At 29.3% G+C, this 23,814-nt stretch carries 27 protein-coding genes and 4 tRNA genes; all 31 read right to left on the reverse strand.

The window, feature by feature from the left end; all coding sequences use genetic code 11:
* Positions 1-65 precede the first annotated feature (65 nt).
* The 31 genes from VLM92_RS15010 to rpmH all read right to left on the reverse strand — a co-directional run bounded on the left by VLM92_RS15010 (position 66) and on the right by rpmH (position 23,408).
* A tRNA-Val gene (locus VLM92_RS15010) sits at positions 66-141 on the reverse strand.
* Between the two features lie 12 nt (positions 142-153).
* Positions 154-227 (reverse strand) — tRNA-Gly (locus tag VLM92_RS15015).
* 9 nt (positions 228-236) lie between these two features.
* Positions 237-311 (reverse strand) — tRNA-Glu (locus tag VLM92_RS15020).
* 6 nt (positions 312-317) lie between these two features.
* Positions 318-393 (reverse strand) — tRNA-Lys (locus VLM92_RS15025).
* A 292-nt stretch (positions 394-685) separates the two neighbouring features.
* Entirely contained in the window at positions 686-1,972 is a 1,287-nt protein-coding gene (locus VLM92_RS15030; RefSeq protein ID WP_325277133.1) for an adenylosuccinate synthase, read from the reverse strand.
* Between the two features lie 78 nt (positions 1,973-2,050).
* Positions 2,051-2,356, reverse strand: a complete 306-nt coding sequence (locus VLM92_RS15035; RefSeq protein ID WP_331681791.1) for a hypothetical protein — start codon at positions 2,354-2,356, stop codon at positions 2,051-2,053.
* Positions 2,357-2,571: 215 nt separating this feature from the next.
* Entirely contained in the window at positions 2,572-3,900 is a 1,329-nt protein-coding gene (gene dnaB, locus VLM92_RS15040) for a replicative DNA helicase (RefSeq protein ID WP_325277135.1), read from the reverse strand.
* 23 nt (positions 3,901-3,923) lie between these two features.
* Positions 3,924-4,373: a 50S ribosomal protein L9 gene (gene rplI, locus VLM92_RS15045; protein ID WP_325277136.1), complete on the reverse strand. Its 450-nt coding sequence runs from the start codon at positions 4,371-4,373 to the stop codon at positions 3,924-3,926.
* Between the two features lies 1 nt (position 4,374).
* On the reverse strand, positions 4,375-6,369 hold the full coding sequence (locus tag VLM92_RS15050) for a DHH family phosphoesterase (RefSeq protein ID WP_325277137.1): 1,995 nt from the start codon (positions 6,367-6,369) through the stop codon (positions 4,375-4,377).
* A gap of 10 nt (positions 6,370-6,379) precedes the next feature.
* Positions 6,380-7,336 (reverse strand): YybS family protein, encoded by a 957-nt coding sequence (locus tag VLM92_RS15055; protein WP_325277138.1) that lies wholly within the window; start codon positions 7,334-7,336, stop codon positions 6,380-6,382.
* Positions 7,337-7,350: 14 nt separating this feature from the next.
* Entirely contained in the window at positions 7,351-7,665 is a 315-nt protein-coding gene (locus tag VLM92_RS15060; RefSeq protein ID WP_325277139.1) for a MazG-like family protein, read from the reverse strand.
* A gap of 95 nt (positions 7,666-7,760) precedes the next feature.
* Complete coding sequence (gene rpsR / locus VLM92_RS15065) at positions 7,761-7,988, reverse strand: 30S ribosomal protein S18 (protein ID WP_042277459.1); 228 nt, start codon at positions 7,986-7,988, stop codon at positions 7,761-7,763.
* 17 nt (positions 7,989-8,005) lie between these two features.
* Positions 8,006-8,452, reverse strand: coding sequence for a single-stranded DNA-binding protein (locus VLM92_RS15070; protein WP_325277140.1), 447 nt, complete (start codon positions 8,450-8,452; stop codon positions 8,006-8,008).
* Positions 8,453-8,486: 34 nt separating this feature from the next.
* Positions 8,487-8,765: a 30S ribosomal protein S6 gene (gene rpsF / locus VLM92_RS15075; RefSeq protein WP_325277141.1), complete on the reverse strand. Its 279-nt coding sequence runs from the start codon at positions 8,763-8,765 to the stop codon at positions 8,487-8,489.
* A 289-nt stretch (positions 8,766-9,054) separates the two neighbouring features.
* A complete protein-coding gene (locus tag VLM92_RS15080) occupies positions 9,055-10,257 on the reverse strand; it encodes a PLP-dependent aminotransferase family protein (protein WP_325277142.1) in 1,203 nt (400 codons plus the stop codon).
* Between the two features lie 93 nt (positions 10,258-10,350).
* Positions 10,351-10,539, reverse strand: a complete 189-nt coding sequence (locus tag VLM92_RS15085) for a DUF951 domain-containing protein (protein WP_325277143.1) — start codon at positions 10,537-10,539, stop codon at positions 10,351-10,353.
* A gap of 15 nt (positions 10,540-10,554) precedes the next feature.
* Complete coding sequence (locus tag VLM92_RS15090; RefSeq protein WP_325277144.1) at positions 10,555-10,818, reverse strand: DUF3343 domain-containing protein; 264 nt, start codon at positions 10,816-10,818, stop codon at positions 10,555-10,557.
* Positions 10,819-10,944: 126 nt separating this feature from the next.
* Positions 10,945-11,535: a sulfurtransferase-like selenium metabolism protein YedF gene (gene yedF, locus VLM92_RS15095; protein ID WP_325277145.1), complete on the reverse strand. Its 591-nt coding sequence runs from the start codon at positions 11,533-11,535 to the stop codon at positions 10,945-10,947.
* A gap of 133 nt (positions 11,536-11,668) precedes the next feature.
* The gene (locus VLM92_RS15100) at positions 11,669-12,961 is read right to left on the reverse strand and encodes a helix-turn-helix domain-containing protein (protein ID WP_325277146.1); all 1,293 of its coding nucleotides are present in this window, start codon (positions 12,959-12,961) and stop codon (positions 11,669-11,671) included.
* 250 nt (positions 12,962-13,211) lie between these two features.
* Positions 13,212-14,354 carry an aminotransferase class V-fold PLP-dependent enzyme gene (locus VLM92_RS15105; protein ID WP_325277147.1) on the reverse strand — a complete coding sequence of 381 codons (1,143 nt, stop codon included), beginning with the start codon at positions 14,352-14,354 and terminating at the stop codon, positions 13,212-13,214.
* Positions 14,355-14,375: 21 nt separating this feature from the next.
* Positions 14,376-15,251, reverse strand: a complete 876-nt coding sequence (locus VLM92_RS15110; RefSeq protein ID WP_325277148.1) for a ParB/RepB/Spo0J family partition protein — start codon at positions 15,249-15,251, stop codon at positions 14,376-14,378.
* A 1-nt stretch (position 15,252) separates the two neighbouring features.
* The gene (locus VLM92_RS15115) at positions 15,253-16,026 is read right to left on the reverse strand and encodes an AAA family ATPase (protein WP_325277149.1); all 774 of its coding nucleotides are present in this window, start codon (positions 16,024-16,026) and stop codon (positions 15,253-15,255) included.
* A 55-nt stretch (positions 16,027-16,081) separates the two neighbouring features.
* Positions 16,082-16,867, reverse strand: a complete 786-nt coding sequence (gene noc / locus VLM92_RS15120; protein ID WP_325277150.1) for a nucleoid occlusion protein — start codon at positions 16,865-16,867, stop codon at positions 16,082-16,084.
* Between the two features lie 188 nt (positions 16,868-17,055).
* Positions 17,056-17,775 carry a 16S rRNA (guanine(527)-N(7))-methyltransferase RsmG gene (gene rsmG / locus VLM92_RS15125; RefSeq protein ID WP_325277151.1) on the reverse strand — a complete coding sequence of 240 codons (720 nt, stop codon included), beginning with the start codon at positions 17,773-17,775 and terminating at the stop codon, positions 17,056-17,058.
* On the reverse strand, positions 17,768-19,663 hold the full coding sequence (mnmG, locus tag VLM92_RS15130; RefSeq protein WP_325277152.1) for a tRNA uridine-5-carboxymethylaminomethyl(34) synthesis enzyme MnmG: 1,896 nt from the start codon (positions 19,661-19,663) through the stop codon (positions 17,768-17,770). The genes rsmG and mnmG overlap by 8 nt, the downstream gene beginning before the upstream one ends.
* Before the next feature lie 74 nt (positions 19,664-19,737).
* Complete coding sequence (gene mnmE, locus VLM92_RS15135) at positions 19,738-21,117, reverse strand: tRNA uridine-5-carboxymethylaminomethyl(34) synthesis GTPase MnmE (RefSeq protein ID WP_325277153.1); 1,380 nt, start codon at positions 21,115-21,117, stop codon at positions 19,738-19,740.
* Positions 21,118-21,229: 112 nt separating this feature from the next.
* A complete protein-coding gene (gene jag / locus VLM92_RS15140) occupies positions 21,230-21,856 on the reverse strand; it encodes an RNA-binding cell elongation regulator Jag/EloR (RefSeq protein WP_325277154.1) in 627 nt (208 codons plus the stop codon).
* Positions 21,828-22,532 carry a YidC/Oxa1 family membrane protein insertase gene (locus tag VLM92_RS15145; protein WP_325277155.1) on the reverse strand — a complete coding sequence of 235 codons (705 nt, stop codon included), beginning with the start codon at positions 22,530-22,532 and terminating at the stop codon, positions 21,828-21,830. Before VLM92_RS15145 ends, jag begins: the two co-directional genes overlap by 29 nt.
* A 31-nt stretch (positions 22,533-22,563) precedes the next feature.
* On the reverse strand, positions 22,564-22,815 hold the full coding sequence (gene yidD, locus VLM92_RS15150) for a membrane protein insertion efficiency factor YidD (RefSeq protein WP_325277156.1): 252 nt from the start codon (positions 22,813-22,815) through the stop codon (positions 22,564-22,566).
* 26 nt (positions 22,816-22,841) lie between these two features.
* Positions 22,842-23,195 carry a ribonuclease P protein component gene (gene rnpA, locus VLM92_RS15155; protein WP_325277157.1) on the reverse strand — a complete coding sequence of 118 codons (354 nt, stop codon included), beginning with the start codon at positions 23,193-23,195 and terminating at the stop codon, positions 22,842-22,844.
* Positions 23,196-23,273: 78 nt separating this feature from the next.
* Positions 23,274-23,408 (reverse strand): 50S ribosomal protein L34, encoded by a 135-nt coding sequence (gene rpmH / locus VLM92_RS15160; RefSeq protein WP_042277507.1) that lies wholly within the window; start codon positions 23,406-23,408, stop codon positions 23,274-23,276.
* Positions 23,409-23,814: the final 406 nt, after the last annotated feature.

A 23,814-nucleotide genomic window follows, 5' to 3' on the forward strand; every position in this document is an offset into this window, starting at 1 on the left:
TCGAACCCTCGACCTCCAGCGTGACAGGCTGGCATTCTAACCAGCTGAACTACCAGGCCGCATAATGGTGGGACTAACAGGGCTCGAACCTGTGACCCCCTGCTTGTAAGGCAGGTGCTCTCCCAGCTGAGCTATAGTCCCATAAGTTTAATCTGGAGCGGGTGAAGGGGATCGAACCCTCACAGCCGGCTTGGAAGGCCGGAACTCTACCATTGAGCTACACCCGCATATTTAATTGGTGACCCATAGGGGAATCGAACCCCTGTTACCGCCGTGAAAGGGCGGTGTCTTGACCGCTTGACCAATGGGCCTAAAAATGGTGATCCATCCGCGACTCGAACGCGGGACACCCTGATTAAAAGTCAGGTGCTCTACCGACTGAGCTAATGGATCATATTTTTGAATTTTATGTCAGCTTTTCTCGAATTTCTTCATATCTCTTGCTCACAAAGATTATTATATTAGCTTTTTTATTCTAAGTCAACAATTTTTTATAAATTTTTACTTTTTTTATAAAATTATTTAAATATGGGATTTACAAATGCTGCAACTTAATTTAATTTGCTAAAATAAAAAATGGATTTTATCAAAATAATTTATGTATACATTTTAATAAAATCCATTTTTATCATATATTAATTGAGTATCATGATTTATTTATCTAAACCTTTAAATAAACACTTAATTAAAAAACATTTTTTCTTATTATAGTTTGTGTTCTCTTTGGTCCAACTGAAACCATATCAACACTTACTCCGATTAATTCTTCTATTCTAGCTATATACTTTTTAGCATTTTCAGGAAGATCATCGTAGTTTTCTATTGAAGTTATATCTTCATTCCATCCATCTAATTCTTCGTATATAGGCTCACACTTAGCTAAATCCTCTAATGAAGCAGGGAAGTCTTTTATTATCTTATCTCCCATTTTGTAAGCTGTACATATATTTATTTTTTCGAATCCAGTTAATACATCTAATAACATGAAAGATATACTTGTCAATCCATTTACTCTTGCTGCATATCTAACTATAACGGCATCAAACCAACCACATCTTCTTGATCTTCCTGTTACTGTACCAAATTCATTACCTTGAACTCTTATTTTTTCTCCGATTTCGTTGTCTAATTCTGTAACGAATGGACCTTCTCCAACTCTTGTAGTATATGCTTTAACTATACCTACAACGTCTTTTATCATGTTAGGACCTACACCAGCTCCAACTGCAAATCCTCCTGATATTGGATGTGAAGAAGTAACGAATGGGTAAGTTCCTAAATCTAAGTCAAGTAATGTACCTTGAGCACCTTCAAATAATACCTTCTTACCTGCTTTTATTGCATCGTAAACTATTACAGATGTATCTGCTACATAATGTCTTATTCTATCTGCATATTCTAAATACTCATTATATATAGTTTCAAAGTCAAACATCGCTTCTTTTCCATATATGTTTGTAACTAATTTATTTTTAGCTTCTATTTGAGGTTTTAATTTTTTTGCAAATATGTCTTTATCCATTAAGTCACATATCCTAATTCCTGATCTTTCAGTTTTATCCATGTAACATGGACCTATACCTTTTTTAGTAGTACCTATTTTATTATCCCCTCTAGCTTCTTCTGCTAAAGCATCTAATTCTTTGTGATATGGGAATACTACATGAGCTCTATCACTTATCTTTATATTGTTTGTATCTACATCATCTTTATTAAGCATTTCTATTTCTTCTAAAAATCCTTTAGGATCAAATACTATACCATTTCCTATTACATTTACTGTGTTAGGATTTAAAACTCCTGACGGTATTAATCTTAGAGCAAATTTCTTTCCTCCAACAACTAATGTATGTCCAGCGTTGTTTCCGCCTTGTCCTCTTATTACTACATCCGCTTGTGTAGCAAGGTAATCTATAACTTTACCTTTACCTTCGTCTCCCCATTGAGATCCTACAACTGCTACTGTTTTCATATAATTCACCTCTATTATAGATATTCGAACACTTTACCAATATATTTTATCAAACATTCGATATATTTTCAAACTTTTTTAATTTGATAACGAGTTTAATATGCATTTTTTTATTTTTTCTAGATTATTCATTGGTATAATTTCTTTTTCTAGTATTTTAAACTTATTTATTAATATGTCCAATTCATCTATATTTTTTACATTAAAAATTTCATTAGTTTCTCCAGACATAGTATTAATCATAACAACCTTATAGTTATCTTTTTCTTTTATACAGTAAACCACTATTGATTCTTTTATATTATTATCAATTATTCTAAATAAATTTATTTCTTTGTTTATTTCTATTATTTCTGGATATATATATAATACATTTATATTCAACACATTTTTCCCCCATAAAAATTTGTATTTATAAATAAAAAAGCAAGCTAATAGCTTGCTTTTTCTACTTATTCACATTTATCAACAGGCTATCTGTGGATAGTGTGGATAAATTTTTATCTATTTTTCAATACTTCTACTTATCTTTGTACATATATCCACATAATTCGAGTGTTTCAAAAGTATATCTTGTGGATAATTGTGGGTAATTTTTCTTACATATCTCTAGATTTATCTGCAAACTTTTGAACTTCTCCAAGCCAAACTAATTCTACCGCTCCAGTTTCACCATGTCTATTTTTTGCAATTATTACTTCACCAATATTTTTTCTATCTGAATCTGGATGGTAATACTCATCTCTATATAAAAACATAACTATATCTGCATCTTGTTCTATAGCTCCCGATTCTCTTAAGTCCGATAACATCGGTCTATGGTCAGCTCTTTGCTCAGGTGCACGAGATAACTGAGATAATGCAACTACAGGGCAGTTAAGTTCTTTGGCTATTATTTTCAAAGATCTTGATATCTTAGATATTTCTTGTTGTCTACTTTCATTATTACCTTCTCCCTCCATAAGTTGAAGGTAATCTATAAGTATTAAATCTAAACCTTGTTCTATCTTTAATTTCCTGCATTTTGATCTTAACTCTGATATTTTTATACCTGGAGTATCATCTATATGTATTTTAGCATTAGATAAAACTGCCATAGCATCAATTATTCTTGGCCAATCATTTTCGCCTAATTTTCCTGTTTTTAGTTTTTTAAGCTCAACATTAGACTGTGATGATAACATACGTTGTACTAACTGTTCTTTAGACATCTCTAAGCTAAATACAGCTACTGATGCATCACCTTTTAATGCAGCATTTTGAACAAGATTTAAGGAGAATGCAGTTTTACCCATCGCTGGACGAGCTGCAACTAGTATCAAATCTGTTCTTTGTAAACCATTTATTTTTTTATTTAAATCTGTAAATCCAGTTGTTATACCCGTCATTTCAGTTTTACTACTATATAGGTGCTCAATCATATCATAAGCATCCATTAGTACTAAATTTATAGATTTAAAATCATCACTTGCTTTTTCTTGAGATATATCAAATATCTTTTTCTCTGCTCTATCTAATACATCTTCTATTTTTGTTGATGCATCATACCCTAAATTTATTATGTCATTAGATGCTTTTATAAGCTTTCTAAGAACTGATTTTTCTTTTACTATATCAGCATAATATTTTACATTTGATGTAGTTGGTACGATAGTAGAGAGACTCGTTATATAACTTATTCCTCCAACATCATCTAGATATCCTTGTTTTCTTAATTCCTCTGTTAATGTTATTAAGTCTATAGGCTCACTCTTATTACTTAACTTTATCATACACTCATATATGATTTTATGCGCTTCCTTATAAAAGTCATCTGGCATTATAGTTTCACTGACTGTTATCATGGCATCTTTATCAAGTAATATAGCTCCTAATATAGACTGTTCTGATTCCACACTATGTGGAGGAATTCTTGTCATATCCTCCATTATTTATCACCTCTAGTGTATGTCTATTGTTTCTCTTTTACATCAACTCTTATTTTAGTAACTACTTTTTGATGTATTTTTATTTCTACAAATCTTGAACCTAAAACTCTTATTGGTTCATCTAATGATATTTTTCTCTTATCCACTTCTATGTTATGTTGTTTTTTTACTTGCTCTGCTATATCTTTTGAAGTTATTGAACCAAATAATCTTCCACCTTCTCCAGATTTAGAGTATATAACTATATTTAGTTCTTCCATTTTCTTTCCTAGTTCTACTGCCGCTTCGTACTCTTTTTGAGCCTTTATTTCTTGAGATTTATTTTTCTCTTTTAACTCTTTTACTGCTGTATTATCCGCTACAACAGCTAATTTTTTGGCTAATAAGAAGTTTCTTGCGTATCCATCACTTACTTCTTTCATTTCTCCTTTTTTTCCAGTTCCTTTTACATCTTTTAATAGTATAACTTTCATCTTAGTTTTCCTCCTTCAAACATGTATCTATTATATCTTGTACCATTGAGTATGCAGTTTGCAATGAAACATCTTTTAGTTGAGCACCAGCTATATCTATGTGCCCTCCTCCGCCTAGTTTTTCCATAAGCACATGTACATTTATTTTTCCCAATGACCTTGCACTTATAAATACTTTATTTTCTTTCCTACCTAAGACGAAAGATGCTTCTACCTCTTTTATATTTAATAATTCATCTGCTGCTTGTGCTATAACTATATTTATATTATCTGCTTCTGTTGAAGTATACGCTAAGCATATATTTTCGTCAATTATTTTAGCACTTTGTATTATTTCTGCTTTGGTTCTAAAATCTTTTATATCTGAATTAAATAATTTTTTTACTTCTATTGTATCTGCTCCTACTTTTTTAAGATAAGATGCAGCTTCAAAAGTTCTTACACCTGTCTTAAATGCAAAGTTTTTAGTATCTAAACTTATACCTGCTAATAGACCTTCTGCGGTTAATTTATTTATTTTAACATTATTATCCATATATTGAACTAACTCTGTAACCATTTCACATGTAGAAGATACATATATTTCATGGAATAAAAGAACTGTATCATTTATAAATTGCACACCTCTTCTATGATGATCTATAACAACCACTTTGTCTGATATATCTAGTAACTCTTCACATTCAGTATAGTTTGGTCTATGAGTATCTACTACAACCACTAAAGTATTTTTTGTACAATTCTTTATAGCATCTTCATGATCTATAAATATATTTTTATAATAATCTGAACAATCTAATCTCTTAATAAATTCTTCTATTGATTCATTCGAATTATCTAAAACTATATTTGCAGACTTACCACATGATTTACATATATCATATATTCCTACTGCTGAGCCCATAGCATCCATATCTGGGTATTTATGTCCCATTATGTATACATGGTTACTTTCTTGTATAACTTCTCTTAGAGCATGACCTATAAGCCTTGATTTTACTTTGGTAGTTTTTTCTACTGCCTTAGATTTTCCACCATAAAAAATAAACTTATCTTTAGTTTTTATAACAGCTTGGTCTCCTCCCCTACCTAACGCTAGGTCAAGAGCTCCCGAAGCAAGTTTTAAATTCTCATTTATTGTATCTCCGTCTACACCGATACCCATACTTATTGTTACAGGAAGATTATTCCCATAATCTATTTTTCTTACTTTATCTAATATAGAAAATTTTTCACTTTCTAATTTTTTTAGTTCTTTTTTACCCATTACAAGGAAAAATTTATCTTTTGATGTCCTTTTTAGACCACCTTTTGAACTTATTTCTAAAGAAGTTAATATTTTTTCTATTTCTACATTTATCAAGGGTCTTTTTTCTTCATTCGCACTTTTTAATACATCATCATATCCATCGACCTGTATTAACATCATTGCATTTTTTTCATCATTATATCTTTTTTCTAAGTTTAGATATTCTGTTTTATCTAACCAGTATAGCATCATTAAATATTTAGCATTTTTTTCTTGATTATTTTTTATAACATTATAAACTATAGTATATTCTCTACCCTTATAATTTATATCTGTATACATCTCTTTATTTTCATTCAATACTTTTCTAAGATCTAGATTTTTTACAATATTATCAATATTTACGCCTAGTAAATCTATTTCTTCTGTCATCTGATGGAATTTATTGTTGTACCATGATATACTTCCATCAAATTCAAGTATACATAAAGGTATTGGAAGATTCATTATAGCCTTTTTAGTTGTTTCATCTATATCTAAAGATAAATTTTGAATATACTTACTCCATTCTTTTCTTCTAATATTAGTTATTCTCCAATTATGATAAACTATATATAAAAAAATAAAGAAAAATAAACATCCTACATAAAAATCATAAAAAAGTAATGCTGTACTCGCTATACCTATAATTAATATGTGTAAATTTGTTTCTGGCATATTTATTTTAAAGGTCGGTTTATTCCTCATTTCTACCCTCCTACGTGGATTTATAACTTTTTACCTTTCTAAAGTCTATTATACTATCTAACATTCCCACAAAAGATATTCCCATAAACCCAAATATATATAAGATAAACCCTGATATAAATACTTTTTTATTTTCATGTTGCTTAACCCATTTTTTAAAGTAGTATATAGAAACTGATATTCCTTGAACCATAAACATAAAATTAAATACTAATTGTAGATTCATCATTATTAAATCTGTATGAAGTTTTACCCCTATAACCTCTATAAATAAAACAAGCAGATATAACATAAATGATGTTGTAACAGCATTTCCTGGTAAATAAAAATCTGTAAATTTAGGCATTTCTAAATTTGATATTCTTATTCTTTTTAAAATAAATACTTCCAAATAGTATGTAATAAATGCTACTATCATACCTTGTAAAAATAAAATAGTTGGAAGCATATTATAAATAATATCTAGAAAGTCTTCTATTCCTCTACTTTCTCCTAAACTAAGTCCTGCACTTTTTAAAATTTCTACTCGCGAGTTCATGGCTTCTTTCATAATGTTCATAAAATCTTCTAGTATGTTAGTTCCAAAAACTACATTAGACACTAAATAGAAAATAATAATAGATATTACCACTGCAATTGTTCCCATATATACAGGTTCAAACTTATTAAATTGACCTGATTTTATATGATCTTTAGCTACACTACCTATAGCTATACCTGGTAAAACACTCATTATACATATACTAACTGAATATATTGGGTTAACACTAATCATAAGTATAAAAAATGTTATTATCAAAGATAATACTGAATACTTATTATCAGTTAGAGTACCTATTATTGCATAAGGAACTGGTATTACTAAACTCAATATACCCAGCATAGGAACATATGCCGTTATTAAAGCTAATAATATACCTAGTGTAACTATCATTGATGCTTGAGATAGTTTTACTTTATTATTCAATTTAGATTCACTCCTTATTTGTCCATATGTTTTCTTAACTCTGATAGGTCACCATACCATCTTTCAACACTATGGTTTTCGCTTACCCCTAGTTTTATCTTTTCTTTTACCTTATAATCTATTTCTGTAAAACTTATCCCCAATCTTTTTGCTAAAAGATACGTTATCATTATTATATTCGCTAGAGTATCTTGAAGCGCTTCATCTAAAGGCTTTACCCCTTTTAAAATTAGATTAAACAAATCACCTAAACTCATTAGCAACTCTGTCTTCATCCATTCCATAATCTTAACATTTCTTGTTACATCGGAACTCTTATCTAATCTCACAGTTGCCCCCCTCCTTAATATATAAACATTATAACATAAATCATAGCATATTTAACCAGATAAACAAAAAAACGAGCCATAAGGCTCGTCCTTTCTTAGTCTAATGTATATGGTAAAAGTGCTATATTTCTAGCTCTTTTTATTGCAACTGTTAATTCTCTTTGATGCTTAGCACAAGTTCCAGAGATTCTTCTTGGTAATATCTTACCTCTTTCAGTTACGTACTTTGTTAATCTTTGAGTGTTTTTGTAATCTATTCTAGCATCTTTAGAAGCACAGAATTGACAAACTCTCTTTTTCTTACGTCTCTTTTTGTTTATCATAGTAATTTCCCTCCTTTTTAGAATGGTATATCGTCATCATCTATTGCTTGGAACCCTTGAGGATCTAGTCCTTTAGGCTCAAAGCTAGGTTCAAAATTCGGTTCGAAACCTTGATGATTTCCTTTATATGAACTTTCAGATTTATTTTTAGTATCTAAGAATTGTACTCTGTTAGCATTAACTCTAGTAACTCTTCTAGTTTCTCCAGCTTGATTTTGGTAACTATCTATTCTTATAGAACCTTGTATAGCTACTAAACTTCCTTTACCTATATAATTAGCGCAATTCTCTGCAGATTTACCCCAAACTTGTATATCTATAAAGTCAGTTTCTTTTTTCCCATCTTTACCTGAGAATTCTCTGTCAACAGCTATTGCGAAGTTAGCAACAGGAGTTCCACTTCCCGCGATGTATCTTAACTCAGGATCCCTTGTTAATCTACCCACTAATACAACATGGTTCATAATAACACCGCCTTTTACATAATAAAACTAGTTATTAAGCAACAACTATCATATGTCTTATTACGTTTTCGTTTATCTTTAAGTTTCTATCTACTTCTTTAGGTACTTCAACACCAGCTTTAAAGTTAACTAATACGTAGTGACCTTCAGTGAATTTAGCTATTGGATAAGCTAATTTCTTAGTTCCCCATACGTCAACTTTAACAACTTCACCTTCAGTAGCAACAACTTCCTTAACTTTGTTAAGTACAGCTTCTCTTGCTTCTTCATCAGTGTTTGGCTTTACTACGAAAACTAATTCATAATTTCTCATTATTTTTCACCTCCCTTTGGACTTAACGGCTCTACTAAGTAGAGCAGAGAAATGAGATTAAAATCTCATACTTACACATTTTATCATTACTATTTATAAATGTCAATTTGATTTTGCATCTCTTCTTGTATTATTGCAAATTTTTTTGAATTTAATACGTATATATTCAATCATATTGGCTAATAATATAGACATATAGCCCCCATAACTTAAATATATTTCATCCCAATCTCCCCTAAAAAGGGTGGTCATTAGACCACCCTTTTTAATATATCTAAATATTCAATTCTTAAGCTTGTACTTCAACTTGCATATATTGTTTTAAAACTGCTCCTAATCTCTTTATACCTTCAACTATTTTTTCATCAGTCATAGTTGAATAGTTAAGTCTAAAGCAATTTTCTTTTCCTCCATTAGGGAAGAATGATCCGCCTGGAACGTATGCAACATTATTCTTTAAACAATCTTGCATTATAACTTTTGCATCTAAATGACTTGGTAGTTCTACCCATGTAAATAATCCACCTTCTGGATGAGTGTATTCTAATCCTTCTGGGAATTCTTCTGCCATCATCTTTAACATAAGATCTCTACGTCTTCCATAAACTTCTTTTAATTTTTCAACGTGTGCGTCTAAATCATATATATCCATGAACTTACTTACTTCTCTTTGAGATATACTTGATGCTTGTAAATCTGCTCCTTGTTTTACAAATATAAACTTGTTTAATATTTCTTGAGATGCACATGTCCAGCCTATTCTATATCCTGGACAGAATACTTTTGAGAAACTTCCTAAATAAACTACTAATCCTTTTTTATCCATAGCTTTTAAAGATGGTAAGTTTTCACCTTCAAATCTAAGTTCACCATATGGATTATCCTCTATAACTGGTATTTCATACTTATTTACTATTTCCATAAACTTTTTACGTCTTTCCATTGGCCATGTTCTTCCTGTTGGATTTTGGAAATCTGGAATTACATATATCATTTTAATTCTATCAGTTGTTTCTAATATTTTTTCTAATTCATCCATCATCATACCTTGATTATCTGTTGGAACTTCTATGAATTTAGGAGAATATGCTTTGAATGCATTTAATGCTCCTAAGTAAGATGGACTTTCACATAAAACTACGTCACCTTCATCTAAAAAAACTTTTCCTGCAAAGTCTAATCCTTGTTGCGATCCGTTAGTTATTAATATATCCTCTTTTGAAACATTAGTTTTATTTTTACTATTCATTCTATCAGCTATATGCTCTCTTAAAGGATTAAATCCTTCTGTTGTAGAGTATTGAAGAGCTGCAGTTCCTGATTCTTCTAAAACTAATGTTGCTATTTTTTTCATTTCCTCTACTGGAAATAATTCTGGTGCTGGTAATCCACCAGCAAAAGATATAACCTCTGGATTTTCTGTAAGTTTTAAAAGCTCACGTATTTCTGATCCTTTTAATGCTTCCATTCTCTTTGCAAATTTAATAGCCATAATTAAAGCACCCCCTGAAATTGTTTTCCCTACTTTAATTATAGCAACTTTTTACAAAATGCGATACTTATTTTTAATATTTCTGAATTTTCTTTATTTTTCACCAATTATTTTTTTTATTCTCTTTTCTAATGTTTGTCTATCTAGCATAATAACCCTTAAGCATTTTGTGCATTTGATTTTTATATCCATTCCTGTTCTTGTTATTTCAAACTCCTTGCAACCACAAGCATGCTGTTTTTTAAGTTCAACAATATCTCCTACGTTAATATTCATAGGCATATAACATCACTCCTTTTATCCTATCTGATTTACTTCTTTTTTTCCATCTTCTAATCTATTTATATTATATATTCCTTTATATTCTATATTATTTGTTTTTAAAATTTCTTTTATATTTTTTATATCATTATATAAAAATCTAATTGATATTCCACAACTAGCAGTTATTTCTCTTGGTGTTGGTAGCGTAGTCGATGCTATACCACACTCTGCAAATAACTTATCTGATCTTATTGCATGATGTGTCGAGTTAAATGATACTATATACATTTCATTCATTTTTATATCCTCTTTCTGATTGATTATTTTTATAGTTTATTATTTAAGTAAATTTCTCTATTTTTATTTATAATTTTTTTATCAAAGTAAGGCTACATAGTCAATATGTAGCCTTACTTTATTGTTCTATATAGATATAGTTTGCGATGAATTTTTCATTATATCCACTATATTATACATATTGGTAACAGAACCAACTTGTAATGTTTCCTTTAGGTTATAGTAATCTAAGCATGTACCACAAGATAATATTTCTACACCACATTCTTCAAGTACCTTAAGATTTTCTATTGTTGATTTATTCTGAGCTGTAAGTTTTACTGCTGAATTCACAAAAACTATGTATTTAGGATAAGGTTTAGCTTCTGTTAACGTGTATATAAATCCTTTTATAAGCACCTCGCCTAATTCATCATTTCCTTCTCCCATTTTATCTGAAGATATAAATATGCATTTATCTTCTAATTCATTATCTTTTTTATCTTCTATTATAACATTTTTTCCTTTTTTTATCTCTATTACGATTAAATCTTCTTCTTCTTTTGTTATCTTAGCTTCACAATTTAATGATTTTGATAGTTTTAATATGTTTTCTTTTGCTATTGAATTATCCACTGTAACTAATATGATACCATCTTGTAGTTTATCTAGTTCTTTCTTTGTATTTATAACTGGCTTAGGACATGCTAAGCCTCTTGCATCTATTTCTATTAACATTCGCTATATCATCTCCTTTGTATTGTTCACATTCATTCTATCATATATATAATTTCACTTGCTATAGATTCTTTCTATATATTTATAGATGAATTTAATTGTATAGCAAAAGGCCCCTTTTAAGAGCCTTTTATTATATTATTTCTAAAGTTTTATACATAGATACTCCCTTTTGGTAGTATTCTAATTCTTTCTCTTTTGATATATCCGAGTATAGTTGTCCTAAATCTATATATATTTTTGCTAGGGTCTTGTCATCACCTAACTCAGATATTATCCTACTACACTTAGATAAATATTCTATAGCTAATATGTTCTCATTTTGCATTCTATACATATCTGAATATAATTTTAAAGCTCTATACTCATTAAATTTATTCTTAGATTTTATTGATGATGCTAACACCATTTTACAATATTTTTTAGCTAAATCAAAATCTTTACTTTCTATGTAGGCATCTATTATCTTATATAAACTGTTCATCGCCTGTTCATCTTCATCATTCTTTTTTATATCATAAGCTTTATGTGAATACTCTAAAACTTTTTCCATATCCCCTAAATCTTTGTATATATCACATATAGTTAAATAAACATTTGCTATTCCTGTTTTATTTTCCTCTTCTTCTAGTAATTCTAGTGCTTTTTTAAAACATTCTTTTGAATCATCATACTTACCTATATTTAAAAGGTTTTTTGCCTTTAAAACTAGCATATTTACTTCTTCTTGCACATTATTTTGCATATCAATTTTATTTATTTTTTCTATATACTCTAGAGATTTATCAGATTGATTTAACTTTATGTGACAATAAGCCATATTACTATATAGATCTTTATGTATATCCATATCCTCAATTTGACTTTCTAATAACACTTCTTCTGCAAAATCAAAATGACTTATAGCTCCTTTATAGAATTCTTCTTTGACATATATCTTTCCTATGTTTAAGTAACATTTAAATATATTTTCTTTATCATTATTCTTTATAAAAAAATATAATGCTTTTTCAAAATTACCAACTACAAGGTTATAATTTTGTCTCTTTAGATTTATACTTCCTAATAAAAAATTACACTTTCCATAATTATCTATTAATTTATATTCTTTGCATATTTGTAATACTTGATTTATTAATTGTTCTGCTTTTTCTAATTCATTAGATTTAATATATATTTCACTTTGCAGTATTAGATTATCCGTTATCTTTTTAGACTGCATTTCTTTTGTTTCTAATAAATAATCTGTACTTACCTCTAATTTTTCTGACAAGTAATCTAGTAATTCATAGCTAGTATGAGATTTATCTCTTTCAATATGACTTATTTGAGCTGCAGTAATTCTATTCCCTGCTAATTCTTTTAATGTCATGTTCTTTTCTTTTCTTAATTTTTTTATTTTCTCTCCTAAACTCAGAATATCCATACTTTGCTCCCCCCTTGAAACCATTTTCTTATACTATAATTATAACTTATATTTATATTAAAGACACTACATATTTTGTAGCATTTTCGGTGCTTATGTAAATTTCATTAATTTTTTAATATCCTTTTTCTTGGCATTCTCAGTATTTTATTACTAATTTGATTATTTATATTGTAAATTCAAATGTTATTTTCAAAAAAATAAGGTTCAGATAGTAATCAAACCATTTGAACCTTATTTTTATTTAATATTAATTATTATTAGATATTTCCTTTAATGCCTTTATAGCTTCATCTATTTCATTTTTAGTATTAAAGTATCCTAAACTAAATCTAACTACACCTTGTTCTAAAGTTCCTAAAGTTTGATGCGCTAAAGGAGAGCAATGTATTCCTGATCTAGTCGCTATTTGGTATTCACTATCTAGTAAAAATGTTATTTCTCCAGAGTCCATATTGCCAATATTTATAGCTATAACGGCTGCTCTTTTCTTGCTATCTTTAGGTCCATAAATAACTATATTAGGTACTTCCTCAAGTTTCTCTAGCATATATTTACATAACTCTTCTTCGTGAATTCTTATATTATCTATTCCCTTTTCTAGGATAAATTTTATCCCTTCATTTAATCCTACTATTCCAGGAGTATTGTGAGTTCCTGCTTCATATTTATCAGGTGTTAATTCTGGTTGGAATAAATCTTCTGACTTGCTTCCAGTCCCACCTTCTTTTAAGATATTAACATTTAATCCTTCTTTTATATATAAGATTCCTGTTCCTTGAGGTCCTAATAAGCACTTGTGTCCTGGGGCTGCTATCATATCAACATTTACATCTTTTACGTTTATATCATATACTCCTGCTGTTTGAGATGCATCGACTAAATATAATATATTATGTTCTTTTGCAACTTCTCCAATTTGCTTTATATCTAGTAACGTACCGACTACATTTGATGCATGTGTAGTAACAATTAATTTTGTATTTTCCTTGATAGCTTTTTTTAAGTCTTCTATACATAAAAATCCATCTTTATCACATTGTACTATGGTATTTTTAATACCATGTTTTTCTAATGCTTTAATAGGTCTAATTACTGAATTATGTTCCATACTTGTTGTTATTATATGGTCTCCTTTTTTAACTACACCTTTAATAGCTAAATTTAATGAGTCTGTAGCATTATTTGTAAATACTATATTCATTGGATTATCTATATTGAATAGTTTTGCTATATTTTCTCTCGCGTCATATATTTCTCTTGCCGCTCTCATAGCAAGTTTATGGCCTGCTCTACCTGGGTTAGCACAATAATTTTTCATGCAATCCATAATAGCCTCATATACTTTTTCAGGTTTTGGGTATGTAGTAGCAGCATTATCTAAGTAAATCATATAGTTTTTCCTCTCTTTATGCTAATTTTCTTCAAGAAGCATTGATATTATATTGTTTAAATCATCATCATTATAGTATTCTATTTCAATTTTTCCTTTTTTCTTTCCTTTTGATATATTTACTTTTGTTCCGAATACACTTCTTAGTTTTTCTTCTACATCAACAATAAATATATCTTTCTTTTTTATTTTATTATTAACTTCATTTGTATTATTTTCAAATATCTTCTTAGCTAATCTTTCCGTTTCTCTAACTGACAATTCTTCTTCAACTACTTTATTAGCTAATTCAAATTGTAGATCTATATTAGATACTCTAAGCAGTGCCTTTCCGTGCCCCGCTGTTAAATTTCCATTTTCAATCATTTCTATGATTTTTTCACCTAAGTTTAATAGTCTCAAAGTATTGGTTATATGAGGTCTACTTTTTCCAACAGCTTCTGAGATTTCTTCTTGTGTCACTTCATAATGTTCTATTAGGCTCCTATATGCTAATGCTTCTTCTATTGCATTTAAATCTTCTCTTTGTAAGTTTTCTATTAGAGCAATTTCCATTATGTCTTTCATAGGTATATCTTTTATAACTGCAGGGATTTCTTTTTTCTTTGCCATCTTTGAAGCTCTGTATCTTCTTTCTCCTGCTATTATCATATATTTACCATTTTCATCTGGTTTTACTACTATTGGTTGTAAAACTCCATAGTGTTTTATAGATTCGCATAATACTTGTATTTTTTCTTCGTCAAATATCTTTCTTGGCTGGGTATTGTTTGGGTATATTTTACTTAAATCTATACTTACTATTTCTTTATTCTCTATTTCATCCTTAGTGTCAGGTATTAGTGCACTAAGTCCTCTTCCTAATCTATTCGTTCTTTTCGGTGATTTTTTTTCCATATTATATTATATCCTCCTCTAAATCTATGAATTCCTCTGCTAAGTCCATATATGCTTCTGCTCCTTTGCATCTTGCATCATAGTATAGCACAGGTTTTCCATGACTAGGTGCTTCTGCTAATCTAACATTTCTTGGTATTAATGTTGTATATACACTACCTCTAAAGTATTTTTTAACTTCTTCAACTACCTGAATTGACAAATTAGCTCTTCCATCAAACATACTAAGCACAACACCTTGTATGTTTAGATTTGGATTAAGTCTGGATTTAACTAATTTTATAGTCTCCATAAGCTGACTAACACCTTCTAAAGCGTAGTATTCACATTGTATCGGTATTAAAACACTGTCAACTGCTGTAAGACAATTTATAGTAAGCATTCCTAATGATGGAGGACAATCTATAAATATATAGTCATATTCTTCTCTTACGTTTTCTATTGCATTTTTCAGTATATATTCTCTATTTTCCATAGTTGTAAGCTCTATTTCAGCTCCTGATAATTCTGTTGCTGCTGCAATTATATTCACATTTTCAAATTCTGTTTCAAGTATAGCGTTTTTGATGTCTAGTCCATCTAGCATAATTTCATATATTGTACTTTCTACATTACTTTTATCTATTCCATATCCACTTGTTGTATTTCCTTGTGGATCTAAATCTAAAACTAATACTTTTTTTCCTATTTTACCTAAACTTGCACTTAAATTTACATTTGTCGTAGTTTTTCCTACTCCACCCTTTTGATTGAACACAGCTATTACTTTGCTCATAAGATTTCCCCCTTTTATTTCTTTTAAAAAAGGTTACTGCGAAGCAGTAACCTTTTTATTTTTTAGGAATCTTTACAACAACTTCCATATAATCCCCTTTATCTATCTCGTTATACTTAGCTTCAATTCCTGTTCCTATTATTGCATCAAAGGCTTGCTTCATGGTATTTAAATATATTCTTATAGCCATAGCACCTTTTATATTTTGTTTTTTTTCTGGTTCTTGAGTAGCTTGTAAATCTTCTAACATATCTTTTATCAACTTTTCTGTTTTTTTTACAGTTAGTTCATTTTTTATTACTTTATCTAAGACTTCTCTCATTAATTCTTCATTAGGTAATTTAAGAAGTGCTCTAGCATGTCTTTCTGTTAGATTATTTTCTACCAAATTTATTTTTATTTCACTTGGTAATCTCAATATTCTAAGCTTGTTAGCTATAGTTGACTGATTTTTGCCTAATTTTTCAGCTAATTGTTGTTGAGTAAAATCGTGTTCTTTTATTAGATTTTCATACCCCATAGCTTCTTCTATAAAGTTTAAATCTTCCCTTTGTAAGTTTTCTAACAACGCTAGTACAGCAGAAGATTCATCCGACATGTTATTTATAATAGCTGGAACAGCTTGAAGATTTGCTAATTTAGCAGCTCTTAATCTTCTCTCTCCTGCGATTAATTCATATTTATCATCTTTAACTCTAACTGTTATTGGCTGAAGTATTCCATAAACTTTTATAGAATTACTTAGTTCTTCTAGTGCTGCTTGTGAAAATACTTTTCTTGGTTGATATGGATTTGGAACTATATTTCCTATAGGTATCTCCATAACTCTTTTATCTTCCATAACATCCCTCTCTCATTAGATATAAATATATTTGAATTTCATTAACTACCTACAAATTAATACTGCATTAGATACATATGAGTATAATATTTCTTCATATACTCACATAATCCTTCTATTTTATTTTATTTTTAGTATATTTTTAGTTATTCCCTAAGAAATAATAGATTTTATACAAAAAATAGATTTTATTTTATAGGATTTTTTGCTGGTTTACCAGCTTTCCTCGGATATTTTTCTGGTGTATTTCTTACTTTCTTAAATACTAATATATTATGGTTTAAATCTGTTTCTGGAAGTTCTACATCTATCTTCTCTATGAATTCTATTCCTAAAACTTCCATAGCTGGTTTAGATTCTTCTAATTCTAAATTTGCATTAGGACCTTTTAAGCATACAAAGTACCCTCCAACCTTTATAAAAGGTACACAGAATTCCATTAATATAGGTAATCCTGCAACTGCTCTTGCAGTAGCAACATCATATTGTTCTCTATATTCTTCTGATTTTCCGAAATCTTCAGCCCTTCCATGTATAAACTCTATATTATCTAGTTCTAAAGTATTACTTACTTCTTGTAAAAAGTTTATTCTTTTATTTAAAGAATCTAAAAGTGTTAAGCTTATATTTTCTAAACATATTCTTAAAGGAATTCCTGGAAAACCTGCTCCAGTACCAACATCAATTATCGATACTCCATCCTTTATATAGTTATTTTTTACCGATGAAACAGAGTCTAAGAAGTGTTTTATGTACACTTCTTTTTCCTCTTCTATTCCAGTAAGATTCATTTTTTGATTCCAATCGACTAATATTTCCCTGTAAATTTTAAAGTCATTTAGAATTTTGTCACTTGCTGTTATTCCTAAACTTTCAAGACCTTTTTTTAATATATCTCTATTATTCATTTTTACCACCTCTAGTCCTTCTCATTTGCTCTAAATATATAAGAAGTACTGAAATATCAGCAGGAGAAACTCCTGATATACGAGATGCTTGACCTATAGATATAGGTCTTATATCATTTAGTTTTTGTCTAGCTTCTATTCTTAATCCTTCTATAGATAAGTAATCTATTACTTCTGGAAGCTTTTTATTTTCAAGCTTCTTAAATTGGTCTATTTGTTTTAATTGTTTGTCTATATATCCTTCATACTTCGTCATTACTACGCATTGTTCTTTTACTTCATCAGATACATCTTCTCCAGCACCTTTTCCTATAGCCTCTATTAAACTATAAGTAACTTCTGGGCGCTTTAAGAATTCATATAAAGATATTCCAACTTTTATTTCAGATGCTCCTATTTCAATTAAAATATGATTTACTTCTTTAGGAGTTACTCTTTCAGTTTTTAATCTTTCTAATTCTCTTGCTACTTCTTGTTTCTTATTTAAAAATCTTTGGTATCTATCTTCTTTAACTAATCCTATTTTATGGCCTCTTTCAGTAAGTCTCATATCTGCATTATCTTGTCTTAGATATAATCTATATTCTGATCTAGATGTCATCATTCTATATGGTTCATTAGTTCCTTTAGTAACTAAGTCATCTATTAAAACGCCTATATAAGCCTCTGATCTATCAAGTACAAAAGGTTCTTTACCTTCTATCTTTAAAGCTGCATTTATACCAGCTATAAGACCTTGTGCTGCAGCTTCTTCATAACCTGATGTTCCATTGAATTGACCTGCACTAAATAAATTTTCAACACCTTTTATCTCAAGTGTTATCTTTAATTGAGTTGGATCTATACAATCGTACTCTATTGCATAAGCAGGTCTCATTATCTTAGCATTCTCAAGACCAGCTACACTTTTATACATTTGTAATTGTACTTCGTAAGGTAAACTAGTTGATATACCTTGGATATACATCTCTTTAGTATCTATTCCTTCTGGTTCTATAAATATTTGATGTGATTCTTTATCATTAAATCTCACAACCTTATCTTCTATAGAAGGACAATATCTAGCCCCTGTACTCTCTACCTTTCCAGCATACATTGCAGATCTATTTAAGTTACTCATTATTATATCATGAGTAACTAAATTTGTTCTTGTTAAGTAACATGGTTCTTGTTTTATATTTAAATTATCACTTAAGAAAGAAAATGGTGTTACCTTTTCATCCCCTTCTTGTATAGACATAACTGAAAAATCTATGCTATCTCTATGGATTCTAGCTGGTGTACCAGTTTTAAATCTTCTCATATTTAATCCTAATTTAACTAATCCTTCAGTTAAATGTTTTGCATATCCTAATGCATTAGGACCTTCATAGAATGATACTTCTCCCATGTATATTTTGGAATTTAAATAAACTCCTGTTGCTAATATAACTGCTTTAGCTTCATATACGCATCCTAGTTTTGTAACTACACCATTAACTACATTTCCTTCATGTAGTATATCTACAACCTCATCCATAACTATATCTATATTAGGTTCATTTTCCATAGTTTTTTTCATTTCAGTATGGTATTTAAATTTATCTGCTTGTGCTCTTAATGAATGTACTGCCGGTCCTTTTGCAGTGTTCAACATTCTACTTTGTATAAATGTCTTATCTGCATTTATACCCATTTGTCCACCTAGTGCATCTATTTCTTTTACTAATTGGCCTTTTCCTGTTCCACCTATAGATGGATTACATGGCATTAACGCAATAGAATCTAAAGACATAGTAACTACTAATGTCTTATGCCCCATTCTTGCAGTTGCTAAAGCTGCTTCGCATCCAGCATGTCCTGCACCAACTACTATTACATCATATTTCCCTGCTTCGAACTTTATCATGTTTGTATCCTTTCTGTTAAATATTAATGTTTCACGAAAAACATATAAATTATATATATTCTTTATCTATTTTTTTATTTACCTATACAGAAATTACTGAATATAGTATCTAACAAATCTTCTTTTACAGTATCTCCATTTATATATCCAAGGTAATCCCATATATTTTTGAAATCTACCTCTATAAAATCATATGGAAGATTTTGGTCAATAGCCTTTATAGCATCATTAATAGATTCATATGCTCTTAGTAATGCATCTTTATGTCTAGAGTTGGTTATTACTACGCTAGAAGTATTTTTAACACTTCCCTTATATACCATAGATTCTATTCTATCATGCAATTCTTCTATTCCTTTGTGCTGTAATGCTGATATTTTTATTATGCTATCACTATCAACATATTGTTTTAACTTATTTTCTTCTATTTTTTGTTGTAAGTCCGTTTTATTTAGTAAAATAATAGTCTTTTTATTTTCTAGATTTTCTAGTATATCAATATCTTCATTAGAAAGCTTTCTAGATGAATCTAGAACCATTATGACTAAATCAGCGCTATTGAATGATTCTTTTGATTTCTCTACACCTATCTTTTCAACTACATCTTCAGTTTCTCTTATTCCTGCTGTATCTACTATTTTAAGAGGTATACCTTTAATATTTACGAACTCTTCTATAACATCTCTAGTCGTACCAGGTATATCCGTAACTATTGCTCTACTTTCTCCTAGGATAGAGTTTAATAATGATGACTTACCTACGTTTGGTTTACCTACTATAACAGTCTTTAATCCATCTCTAAGTATTTTTCCACTTTCAGCTGTATCATATAATTTTTTAATTTCAACTCTAAGACTTTCAGCTTTTTCTTTAAGAGCTTGATATGTTATTTCCTCTACATCTTCTTCCGAGAAGTCTATTGCGACTTCTAAATGAGCTAACACTTCCGTAACGTTCATTCTTAATTCTTTTATTTTATTAGATAAAGATCCTTCTAATTGATTTTGTGCTACTTCATGAGCCATATCTGTTTTAGCCTTTATTACATCTATTATAGCTTCTGCTTGAGATAAATCTATTCTACCATTTAAGAATGCTCTTTTTGTAAATTCTCCTGCATCTGCTAATCTTACATCTTTCGACAATATAAGTTCTAATATTTTCTTTACAGAAATAAATCCACCGTGGCAATTTATTTCTATAACATCTTCAGCTGTATATGAATTTGGTCCTTTCATATAAGCTAATAAAACTTCGTCTATAATATTTCCATCATCTACAATATTCCCATATATTAACGTTCTTTGTCTATATTCTTTTATATTTTTTCCAGACATAGATTTAAACACTTTTTCTGCAACTTCAAGTGATTTTTCTCCGCTAATTCTTATTATACCTATACCACCTTCACCAGGTGCTGTTGCGATCGCTGCTATAGTATCATCTATAAACAAATATATCACCTCTTATTATTTAATCTCGCTACTTTTAATTATTTCCTTAATCCTAACATTATATAAAATAAATGACAAAAATAAAACCCCCTATTATATAGGAGGTTAAGTTTTATCTTTTATACTCTATTACTAATCTTCTGTATGGATCAGTTCCTTCGCTGTATGTGCTTACATATTTATCATTTTGAAGAGCAGAATGAACTATCCTTCTTTCGTAAGGATTCATGTAATCTAATCTTTTAGTTTTTCTAGTTTTAGCTACTTCTCTAGCTACTTTATTTGCATATCTTATTAAAGATTCTTCTCTTTTAGATCTATAATTTTCTATGTCTACAAGTACCCTCATATGAGAATCTTTATTTATTTTATTAAGTGCTAGTCCAGTTAGGAATTGTATAGAATCTAAAGTCTCTCCTCTTCTACCAATTAAGCAAGCTGCATCTTTACCTTCTATGTCTACTTTGATTAAATTGTTTTCTTGAGTAACATTTACTTTAGCGTCTATATTAGAGTTTTTAAGTATATTATCTACAAATTTCTTTGCTATGTCTAATTCTGTTTCGATAACTGTAAACCTATATAGACCTTCTTTAGCTCCTATAAACCCTAAAAAACCTTTAGTTGGCTGTTCTAAAACTTCAACTTCTAGGTCTTCTAAATTTACTTTTAATTCAGATATTGCTTTGTTTATAGCTTCTTCTTTTGTCTTACTTTTTAATTGTAGGCTTTTGCTCATCAATTACTTCCTCCTTAGAAATAGCTAATCTAGCTTTCAAAGGACTCATTACTAAATAGTATTGAGCTATTGAGAATAAATTACTTACTGTCCAATATAACGTTACCCCTGCTGGGAAAGTAAATCCCCAATAGAAAGACATTGCTGCCATTACATATGTCATCGTCTTCATTGAACCTTGTTGTTGATCACTTGGCATCATTACCTTTTGCATTATATATGCACTCGCCCCTGAAAGTATAGCCATACTTAAGCCACCAGTTTCTGTTAAGTTTTGTAACCATAAAAATCCTGTATCTGCTTGGAAAAACGCTGCTTGACTTGGAAAAATTCCAAAGTTCCATGGTTGTCTTAATACTGCGAATAATCCAATTAATATAGGCATTTGTATAAGTAATGGTAAACATCCTGCTACTGGATTAACTTTTGCTTCTTTATATAAATTCATTATTTCTTGCTGTTGTTTTTCTGGTTTATTCTTATATTTTTCTTGTATGTCTTGTATTTTAGGTTGTATGTCTTGCATTGCTTTTGTTGATTTCGTTTGTTTTATAGTTAGTGGTAATAATAATACTTTAACAAATATAGTAAATAATATTATTGATAATCCGTAGCTATTAACAAACTCAAAAATCATACGTAAAACATATCCTAATAAGTTATTTATAATGCTCAATGTTTATACCTCCTAGAGTATATTATCTTTTTTATTTTAGAGGATCATAGCCCCCTGGATGAAATGGGTGGCACTTTGACACTCGTTTTATCGTTAAATACATACCTTTTAGTAATCCATACTTCCTAAATGCCTCTATTGAATATTGTGAACATGTTGGATAGAATCTGCAGGTAGGCCCTTTTAAAGGAGATATAAATTTTTGATAAAATTTAACTAAACAAATACATAATTTCGATAAGTACCTATTTATTTCCTTTAATATAAATATTATTTTTTGCAAATTTTAAGCCCTCCAAGTTCAAATACTTAATCTTCAGTCAGTTTAATATTAGCTTTTTTTATTAAATTATTTACAGATTTTTGAATGTCTTTGTATTCCGCTTCGTTGCTAGCAACTCTTGCTATAAATACTATGTCATATCCACTTTTAATGTTTTCATCAACATTCAATCTATAAGCTTCTTTTATTCTTCTTCTTATTTTATTTCTAGTAATCGCTTTTCCTACCTTTTTAGAAACTGAAATTCCTACTCGAGTAGCATCTGATTTATTATCCAGTATATACATTACTAAATGTCTATTTGCAAAAGATTTGCCGTGTTTGTATACTTTTCTAAAATCAGAGTCTTTTTTCAAGCCTTTTGTTCTGTTAAAGTCCATCTTAAACCCTCCGTAAACACAGCTAATATTATAGTTTCTACACAAAAAGGCCACTTTCGCAGCGGCCTTTTTTAATTATTAATGAGTTAATCTATTTCTTCCTTTAGCTCTTCTTCTTCTTAACACGTTTCTTCCGTTAGACGTCTTCATTCTCTTTCTGAAACCATGTTCTTTCTTTCTTTGTCTTTTCTTTGGCTGATAAGTTCTTTTCATTCTGTTGCACCGCCTTTCAGATTTTTTTTCCGTTTATAAAAATAATAACTTTACCCTCAAAGTAAACATAACACATACAATTATAAATGCTTTTATATTTGTTGTCAACGTGTTTTTGGACATGATAAACAACAAAATTACTTACATTAATATTATATATATTTATACTTTATCTACATACGTGTCTAAATTAATGTCATTATAATTATTCACAATGTATTATCTTTTAAATCTACTTTTCTACAAACAATTCATATCCCTATTGTGTATTAATTTATCAACAGGCATGTATTATTGTGGATAAATTAAGGATAAAATCTTGAAGTTTGACCTTTATTCTGATATTATTAATATACTTGTTGATAATGTTCATAAAAAATATCAACTTATTAACGTTATTCACAAG

It is taken from the genome of Romboutsia sp., from assembly GCF_035470145.1.
GTDB lineage: Bacteria > Bacillota > Clostridia > Peptostreptococcales > Peptostreptococcaceae > Romboutsia_D.